This is a genomic window from Lysobacter zhanggongensis, assembly GCF_046638635.1.
Classification (GTDB): domain Bacteria; phylum Pseudomonadota; class Gammaproteobacteria; order Xanthomonadales; family Xanthomonadaceae; genus Novilysobacter; species Novilysobacter luteus.
Window position 1 is genome coordinate 1 of sequence record NZ_JBJXHK010000099.1, and the last position, 6,841, is coordinate 6,841.

Genomic DNA, 6,841 nt, shown 5'->3' on the forward strand with positions numbered 1-6,841 from the left:
TCGACCTGCGCGGGGCACAGCGCGTAGGGCTGGTCGAGCCGATCGGCCGCGAGGAAGCCGTGGAACTCGGGCTGGTCGGCGGCGGCGGCGTAACGGGCCCGCGCGCTCGCCCGGTCGCCGGTCAGTTCGGCCAGTCGGCCTTCGAAGTACTGGTATTTCGAATCGTTGCGCTGCTCATCGCCCATGCGACGGATCGCGTTGAGCGCCGCCGGCCAGTCCGACCGCGCGATCGCCGCGCGCACCTGCCACTCGTGCAACCGTTCGTCGTAGCTTGCCGCCGGCACCGCGGCCAGGCGTCGCCCGGACTCGGGCAGCAGCGAGGCCGCGGTCCACAGCGCGACCATGTACAGCGCGCGGCCCCGGTCGGCCTCGGTGAACTGGAGCGCCGACGCGTACTGCGGGAGCAGTGCTTCAGCGCGATCGGGGTCGGCCTTGCCGAGCCTGGCCAGGCCGTGTGAGGCGACCCACCGGCTGCGCTCGGTCTTCGGCCATTGCAGCGCGCGCGTATGTGGCGCATCGATGAACGCCGCGTAGTCTTCGGCCAGCACGCGCTCCGCCTCCGGCAGGTCCCGGGCGATCGCGCGCATGACCCCCGGTTGCCACGCGGCGGCGGCTTCGTCGAATCGCTGCCAGCGCATCGCGCCGGTCAGGCCGCCGCGCTCGGCCAGCGCCGCGAACACGGGATCGCAATCGTCAGGCAGCGACTGCCCCTTGCTGCCGTTCCAGATCGCCTGCGCGTCGGTGGTCCACTGCGTGTCCGTACGGCCCAGCGCAAGCTGCGCGCCCAGCTTGGCGCACCGCAACTTGGTGGAGTCGACCTGGTCACTCCACGCGGCCAGGAACGCGGCATCGTCGTCGCGCCGGGCGGCGGCGGCCAGCCACACTTCGCGGAAGGTGTCGGCGACCGCGTCACCGCGGTAGCGCTGCAGGAACTCCATCGCGCGGTCGGCCGTGATCAGGTCGATGTCGCGGCGCAGGCCGGCGTACTCGACCCACCGGTACAACGGGTGATCGGTCAGGTCACCGTCGCGCGCGGCGTCGAAACTGCCGCGCTCGGCCGCCTCGATGGCCGCGCCGATCCGCTCCAGGCGCGGGTCGACCACCGGCGCTACCGCGGGGCCAGCGACGGGCGGTGCCACGGGTGTCGCGGTCCGCGTCGGGGGCTCGGCCGGCGGGACGGGGTTGGACTGGGCGCAGGCGACGGTGGCGAACGTCGTCGCCAGCGCGGCGAAGGCGAGGTAGAGCGGGCGGGGGACCATTCGGCGAATATAGCGAGGCGAAAGTGAACGTTTCAGCTTCGCGCGTTCACCTCACCGACCCGGAGTCCGCATGTCGATCGAGTGGTTGCTGTTTCCATTGCTGGGTGTTGTCGCGGGCGTGCTCGCGGGCCTGCTCGGCGTGGGGGGCGGGCTGGTGCTGGTGGCTGCCCTGGCGTGGTTGCTGCCGCTGCTGGGCGTGCCGGCCGAGGCGGCGATGCACGCGGCGCTGGCGAGTTCACTGGCAAGCATCGTGCTGACCGCGGCGGCCTCGGCACGTGCGCACGCGCGGCGCGGCAGCGTGCTGTGGCCGACGGTCGCCTGGATGGTCCCGGGATTGCTGCTGGGCGGCTGGCTCGGCAGCGGCCTGGCGGTGCGGATCGATGATGACGTGCTGCGCTACGTGGTGGCGGGCTACTGCCTGCTGGCGGCCGCGCAGTTACATTTCGGCAAGCCGCGCACGGGCGGCGGAGATGCGGTGGTGCCACGCGGTCCGGCGATGAGCGGCGCAGGCGCCGGCATCGGTGCACTGTCGGCGGTGGTCGGCATCGGGGGAGGCAGCATGACGGTGCCGCTACTGGTCTGGCGCGGTGTCGCACCGGTGCGCGCGGTGGGGACCTCGTCGGCCTGCGGCGTGGCGATCGGGTTGGCCAGCGCCGCCGGCTACGCGCTGCACGCGCCGCCCGGGGCGCTGCCCGAGCACGCGATCGGCTATGTGTACCTGCCCGCCGCCATCGGCGTGGCGGTGGCATCGGTGTTGGCCGCGCCGTACGGCACCCGGCTCGCCCACCGGCTGCACGGCGACGTCCTCAAGCGGGTGTTCGCGCTGTTCCTGGTGGCGGTCGGGGTGAGCCTGCTGGCAGGCCGATAGCGGTTCGCGACCGGCCTGCTCCCGGGGCGGGTGCCCTTTGCCGGTTGTGGCGGGGTCATGAATTGTTTACAACCGGAACCACGCCGCAGACAGGGGTGCGGCGCCCTTGATCGTTTTTCTATGGAGAGAGAAGTCGATGAACGCACCCCATCGCCATCGCCTGGCGACCGCCGTTTCGTTGTGCCTGATTGCCGCCGCCCCCGGGTTGGCCGTTGCCCAGGACGCGCCGCAGCCATCCAGCGCCACCACCCTGGACACCGTCCAGGTCACCGGTACCCGCATCAAGAAGGCGGAGATCGAAAGCCAGACACCGGTCCAGACCCTCAGCCGCGAGGACCTCGAGCGCACCGGCCTGACCTCGGTCGGTGACATCCTGCAGGAGCTCACCGGCGCGGGCTCCGCGCTCAACACCAAGTTCAACTCGTCCGGCAATTTCGGCTTCTCGCCCAACGGCGACGGCGTCGGCGCGGGTTCGGCCCAGGTCGACCTGCGCCACCTGGGCGCCAAGCGCGTGCTGGTGCTGGTCGATGGCATGCGCTGGGTCAACGAGTCCTCCGCGTCCGGCGTGGGCGCGACCACCGACCTCAACACCATCCCGCTGGCGATCGTCGAGCGCATCGACGTGCTCGAGGACGGTGCGTCATCGCTGTACGGCTCGGACGCCATTGCCGGCGTGGTCAACATCATTACCCGGCGCAACTTCGAAGGCGGGCAGCTGTCGCTCAACGTCGGCCAGTACGGCGAGGGCGACGGCACCAGCAAGGGCGTCGACGTGGCATGGGGCATGAATACCGACCGCAGCAACCTGTTCCTGGGAGCCAGCTACGTCGAGCAGGACGAGATCCTGGCGAACACCCGCGAGCAGGCGAGCTTTCCGGTGCCGGGTACCGGCCTGGCATTCGGCAGCTCGGGCACGCCGCGTGGCCGCTTCATCTTCACCGACCCGGCCACCGGCGCCACGCTCGACCTGACGCCCAACGAAGGCGCCAGCGACCCGACCTACGACCCGGCCCAGACCGGTTGCGAGCGCACCGACGACTACCACTGCTTCGGTACGCCGGACCGCTTCAACTTCGCCCAGTACAACATGCTGCTGACGCCGTCCAAGCGGATGGGGCTGTTCGGCCAGTACCGGTTCTACTTCAGCGACACCGTGCACGCCTACGCGAAGGCCCTGGTCAACCGCCGCGAGTCGGTCAACCAGGCCGCGCCCGAGCCGATCTTCCTGGGTGCGGACGCCGGTACCGGCAACCCGATCTCCGACGGCATGTTCATCTCGGCCGACAACCCGTACAACCCGTTCGGGTTCGACCTGGTTTCGGTCGACGACCCGGCGACGCCGGAGAACGAGCTCAACTTCATCCTGCTTGGCCGCCGTCCGGTCGAGGGCGGTCCGCGGGTGTTCGAGCAGGAGGTCGACACCCAGTACGTCGGCGCCGGGCTCGAAGGCAGCTTCACCGCCGGCGATCGCACCTGGTTCTGGGACGTCAACGCGGCGCACAGCCGCAACGAGGCCGAGCAGACCAACTTCGGCAGCTACGACATCCGCAACATCGCCCTCGCGCTGGGTGACCCGGCGGCCTGCGCCGCGGTGGCGGGCTGCGTGCCGCTGAACCTGTTCGGCGGCCCGGGCACCATCACCCCGGAGATGCTGGCCTTCATCCAGCCGGTCGTGCACGACCGCAGCGAGCAGAAGCTCAGCCAGTTCACGGCCAACATCTCCGGCGACCTGCTGGAACTGTGGGCCGGCCCGCTGTCGGCCGCCGCCGGCATCGAGCATCGCCGCTACGAGGGTTCGTACACGCCCGACCCGCTCACCGTCGCCGGCTTCTACAACGGCGTGCCGTCGTTGCCGACCTCGGGCGACTACGACGTCAACGAGGCCTACCTCGAGCTCAACGTGCCGCTCATCACCGAGGGCGCGTTCGGCAAGAGCCTGGACCTGAGCCTGGCCGGGCGCTATTCGGACTACTCCACCTTCGGCGGACAGTTCACGCCGAAGTACGGCCTGCGCTGGCAGGTGGCCGACGAGCTGCTGTTGCGCGCCACGTACGCCGAAGGCTTCCGCGCGCCGTCGATCGGCGAACTGTTCGGCTCGCCGAGCCGGGCCGACCTGCAGATCGACGACCCCTGCCTGGTCGGCACCGACGGCAGCGCGCCGACCGGCGACCCGGGCAACTGCGCCGCGCTCGGCGTGCCGGTCGGGGCCGAGCAGACCAACTCGCAGATATCGGTCACCACCGGTGGCAACGAGGACCTCGAGCCGGAGACCGCGCGCAGCTTCACCGCGGGGCTGGTGTTCAGCCCGTCGCTGGCCAGCGGCGTGTCGTGGTCGGACCGGCTCGACCTTGAGCTGACCTACTACCGCCACAGCATCGACGGCGCGGTCCAGGCCATCGACGCCCAGACCCAGCTCAACTTGTGCGTGGAGACGCTGGATCCGCTGTACTGCGAAGGCATCGAGCGTTCGCCGATCGGCGGCATCAGCGCGTTCAACAACCGCCTCACCAACCTGGGCTCGATCAAGACCGCCGGCTGGGATGCCGACGTGTTCTGGACCCTGCCGGAGATGGCGGCCGGCCAGTTCAAGGTGATCTGGCAGAACACCTTCGTGACCGGCTACGACGCCGTCGGCGCGGCGGGCCAGCGCCAGCCGCAGGGCGTGGGCATCGAGGTCAACGACAGCGCGATCCCGGATTGGACCTCGACCGCTACGCTCGACTGGCGCCGCGGCCCGTGGAACGCCTCGTGGAGCGTGCGCCACATCAGCGAGCTGGAGGAGAACTGCGGTGACGCCGCATCGTTCCCGATCTGCGGCAACCAGGCCGAGGGCACCAACACGCTCGAGGCGATGACCTACCACGACCTGCAGGTCGGGTACCGGTTCGATGTCTTCAGGAGCCTGCAGCTGACTGCCGGCGTGAACAACCTGCTCGACGACGATCCGCCGATCTGCCTGTCGTGCTCGCTCAACGGCTACGACGCTTCCACCTACGACATCCCGGGTGGCCGTTACTTCTACATGCGGGCCGACCTGCGGTTCTGATCGGAGCGGTCAAGGTGCGGCCGGTGGTTCGCCACCGGCCGCGTGTCAGGACAGCGCCTCTTCGGGGACGTCCAGCTCGAGCGACAGCGCGAGGTGGTCGGACATCGCCGCCGGCATCGCGCAGGTGTCGGAGCACGCCAGCCCGTCGCTGATCAGGATGTGGTCGATCGCGCGCTGCGGACGCCAGCTGGGGAACGTCGGCACCACGCACGCGGGCGGCTGCAGCCGGGTGGTGCGGAACAGCGCCTGCATTTCCGGCCGTTCGACCGGACAGTTGAAGTCACCCATCAGCACCGCGTGCGGATGGTCCTGCAGCAGCTCGGCGATGAAGCCCAACTGCGACGCGCGCGACGTCGCCCCGAGCGACAGGTGCGCCACCGCAATCACCAGTCCCGCGTCGCCGTCACCGAAACGTGCCATCAGGACCCCGCGGCCACTGATGCGTCCCGGCAGCGAGTGGTCGATGACCTCCCGCGGTTCGAGCTTGCTGAGCAGTCCGTTGGCGCTGGACGCCACCCCGCCGACCCGCCGGTTGGGCTGGTGGCTCCAGTAGTCGAAGCCGCCGCGCTGGGCGAGGTAGTGGGTCTGGTTGGTGAACCCCGAGCGCAGGCTGCCGGGGTCGCTCTCGTTGAGGCCGACGATGTCGTACTGCCCGGCCAGCTGCGCGATCAGGTCGAGGCTGCCGCGCTTGTTGCCGGCCGGCAGCACGTGCGACCAGCTGCGCGCGACGTAGTCGTGGTAGCCGCGCGTGCTGGACCCGGCTTGGATGTTGGCGCTGAGTAGCCGCAACCGCCGCGCGCCGCGCGGCGGCGCCGCAACGGCGGGTTGCTGGTCGGGACCTGGGCTGGACACGGTGCCCGGTGTCGCTCAGTCGGCGCTGGCGCCGTCGGCGGGGGCCGACGGGGCGGCACCGGCATCGGCGGCGCGTTCCATCGCCACCAAGTGCTCGGCGATGCGCAGGTTTTCTTCGTGGCTGCGGCCGGTGACGCGGTACTTGCCGTCGACGATCAGGACCGGGGTGGAGTCGACCCCGCTGCGCTGCAGGAACTGGCCGGCCTGGTTCATCTTGGCCTTCANCACCAAGTGCTCGGCGATGCGCAGGTTTTCTTCGTGGCTGCGGCCGGTGACGCGGTACTTGCCGTCGACGATCAGGACCGGGGTGGAGTCGACCCCGCTGCGCTGCAGGAACTGGCCGGCCTGGTTCATCTTGGCCTTCACCGCGAAGCTCGACATCGTGCTGGCGAACTGCTTCGGGTCGACCCCGAATTGCGCGTAGAACTGGCCCAGCTGCTCGTCGGTCGGCAGCGGCTGCACCGGCAGGCTGCGGTCGACGTGGACAGCGCGGAACATCGCATCGTGGCTGCGCTCGGCAACACCCATCGCCTGGGCCGCGTAGAACGCCTTCGCATAGGGCTCCCAGTAGCCGCCGAACGCTGCTGCCACCGGCTCGAAGCCGACGTCGGCCGGCAACTTCGCCGCCCAGCTGCTCACCAGCGGCTCGAACGTGGCGCAGTGCGGGCAGGTGTAGCCGAACACCTCGACCACCTCGATGTCGTTACCCGGGGTGAACTGGGTGCCGCCCGGGATCACGATGTAATCCTGGCCGGCCACCGGCGCCGGGCCGGTGGGCGGGACGACCGGGCCCGGCGTGCGTGCCGGCGCCTCGGC

4 protein-coding genes and 1 pseudogene are annotated in these 6,841 nt (G+C 70.3%); 2 read left to right on the forward strand and 3 right to left on the reverse strand.

Annotation, left to right across the window (positions count from 1 at the left end):
- Positions 1-1,259, reverse strand: a pseudogene (locus tag ACKVMH_RS12000) (hypothetical protein); the annotation flags it as partial.
- Between the two features lie 70 nt (positions 1,260-1,329).
- Here ACKVMH_RS12000 and ACKVMH_RS12005 point away from each other — a divergent pair.
- Entirely contained in the window at positions 1,330-2,127 is a 798-nt protein-coding gene (locus ACKVMH_RS12005; protein WP_215219331.1) for a sulfite exporter TauE/SafE family protein, read from the forward strand.
- Positions 2,128-2,263: 136 nt separating this feature from the next.
- Positions 2,264-5,173, forward strand: coding sequence for a TonB-dependent receptor plug domain-containing protein (locus ACKVMH_RS12010; protein WP_412700468.1), 2,910 nt, complete (start codon positions 2,264-2,266; stop codon positions 5,171-5,173).
- 45 nt (positions 5,174-5,218) lie between these two features.
- Here ACKVMH_RS12010 and ACKVMH_RS12015 read toward each other — a convergent pair whose 3' ends face one another.
- Both ACKVMH_RS12015 and ACKVMH_RS12020 read right to left on the reverse strand, forming a co-directional pair.
- The gene (locus tag ACKVMH_RS12015) at positions 5,219-5,962 is read right to left on the reverse strand and encodes an endonuclease/exonuclease/phosphatase family protein (RefSeq protein ID WP_215220233.1); all 744 of its coding nucleotides are present in this window, start codon (positions 5,960-5,962) and stop codon (positions 5,219-5,221) included.
- Positions 5,963-6,040: 78 nt separating this feature from the next.
- Complete coding sequence (locus ACKVMH_RS12020) at positions 6,041-6,784, reverse strand: thiol:disulfide interchange protein DsbA/DsbL (protein WP_459167113.1); 744 nt, start codon at positions 6,782-6,784, stop codon at positions 6,041-6,043.
- Positions 6,785-6,841: the final 57 nt, after the last annotated feature.